General features: G+C 47.7%; 10 tRNA genes and 3 rRNA genes. All 13 read right to left on the bottom strand.

Annotated features, from left to right (window positions below):
• Window positions 1–68: ribosomal RNA gene (locus KNP80_RS15680) — 16S ribosomal RNA — on the bottom strand; the annotation flags it as partial.
• Window positions 69–175: 107 nt separating this feature from the next.
• A tRNA-Pro gene (locus KNP80_RS15685) sits at window positions 176–252 on the bottom strand.
• A gap of 7 nt (window positions 253–259) precedes the next feature.
• Window positions 260–336: transfer RNA gene (locus KNP80_RS15690), tRNA-Arg, on the bottom strand.
• A gap of 5 nt (window positions 337–341) precedes the next feature.
• A tRNA-Leu gene (locus tag KNP80_RS15695) sits at window positions 342–426 on the bottom strand.
• 7 nt (window positions 427–433) lie between these two features.
• Window positions 434–508, bottom strand: a tRNA-Gly gene (locus KNP80_RS15700).
• Window positions 509–529: 21 nt separating this feature from the next.
• Window positions 530–610, bottom strand: a tRNA-Leu gene (locus tag KNP80_RS15705).
• A gap of 33 nt (window positions 611–643) precedes the next feature.
• Window positions 644–719: transfer RNA gene (locus tag KNP80_RS15710), tRNA-Lys, on the bottom strand.
• A 15-nt stretch (window positions 720–734) separates the two neighbouring features.
• Window positions 735–810: transfer RNA gene (locus KNP80_RS15715), tRNA-His, on the bottom strand.
• A gap of 11 nt (window positions 811–821) precedes the next feature.
• A tRNA-Thr gene (locus tag KNP80_RS15720) sits at window positions 822–897 on the bottom strand.
• Window positions 898–905: 8 nt separating this feature from the next.
• A tRNA-Phe gene (locus KNP80_RS15725) sits at window positions 906–981 on the bottom strand.
• Between the two features lie 24 nt (window positions 982–1,005).
• Window positions 1,006–1,081, bottom strand: a tRNA-Asp gene (locus KNP80_RS15730).
• An 83-nt stretch (window positions 1,082–1,164) separates the two neighbouring features.
• Window positions 1,165–1,280: ribosomal RNA gene (gene rrf / locus KNP80_RS15735) — 5S ribosomal RNA — on the bottom strand.
• 58 nt (window positions 1,281–1,338) lie between these two features.
• Window positions 1,339–1,427 (bottom strand): 23S ribosomal RNA (locus KNP80_RS15740); the annotation flags it as partial.

Raw genomic sequence — 1,427 nt, forward strand, 5'->3', positions numbered from 1 at the left:
CGCTCGACTTGCATGTATTAGGCACGCCGCCAGCGTTCGTCCTGAGCCAGGATCAAACTCTCCAAAGAATTTGATATAGCTCTTTAAAAAATGACGAAGCTTGCGCTTCATTCAAACATTGTAAAACATTTTTGCCTCATCGTTCAGTTTTCAAAGACCAAATTGAATTAAGAAATGGTCGGGAAGACAGGATTCGAACCTGCGACCCCTTGGTCCCAAACCAAGTGCTCTACCAAGCTGAGCTACTTCCCGTTATAAATGGTGCACCCTGAGAGATTCGAACTCCCGGCCTTTAGATTCGTAGTCTAACGCTCTATCCAGCTGAGCTAAGGGTGCATTAATGCGGTCGAGAGGACTTGAACCTCCACGGTGTTAACCACCACTAGGCCCTCAACCTAGCGCGTCTACCGATTCCGCCACGACCGCATATAATTGGAGCGGAAGACGGGATTCGAACCCGCGACCCCGACCTTGGCAAGGTCGTATTCTACCACTGAACTACTTCCGCAATATAAAGTTAGATTAGAGATGCGGGTGAAGGGACTCGAACCCCCACGTCAAAGACACTAGATCCTAAGTCTAGCGCGTCTACCAATTCCGCCACACCCGCATATAATATTTAAGTATAGAAATTAATGAGAAATGGTGAGCCATGCAGGGCTCGAACCTGCGACCCTCTGATTAAAAGTCAGATGCTCTACCAACTGAGCTAATGGCTCATTAATTTTTAAAAATGGGGCGGCTGAAGGGAATTGAACCCTCGAATGCCGGAATCACAATCCGGTGCGTTAACCACTTCGCCACAACCGCCATGAGAAAAATGGTGCCGGCGAAAGGATTCGAACCCTCGACCCTCTGATTACAAGTCAGATGCTCTACCAACTGAGCTACACCGGCGCTGTAAATGGTGGCTTTGGACGGAATCGAACCGCCGACACAAGGATTTTCAGTCCTTTGCTCTACCAACTGAGCTACAAAGCCAACTTATTAAATTAAATAAAAAAATGGCGGTCCCGACGGGATTCGAACCCGCGATCTTCTGCGTGACAGGCAGACATGTTAACCACTACACCACGGGACCGTTTTAAATAATTACTGTATCGACTTTACCTATTTTAAGTCTCCTCAAGAAGAAAGTCAATAATTTTTTCAAAAAAATAAACAGCCTGGCAGCGTCCTATCCTCACAGGGGGAGACCCCCAACTACTTTCGGCGCTGAAACGCTTAACTTCCGTGTTCGGCATGGGAACGGGTGTGGCCGCTTCGCTATCGCCACCAGACATAGAGAGATTGTTCTCTCAAAACTGAAGACTCATCAATTCATACAAACCATTAGACTAGATCAAAGCCTCGACCGATTAGTATCATTCAGCTCCACACGTCGCCGTGCTTCCACCCATGACCTATCTACCTCATCGTCTCTGAGG

This window comes from Exiguobacterium sp. E4787 (assembly GCF_018618375.1).
Taxonomy (GTDB): Bacteria; Bacillota; Bacilli; order Exiguobacteriales; family Exiguobacteriaceae; genus Exiguobacterium; species Exiguobacterium chiriqhucha.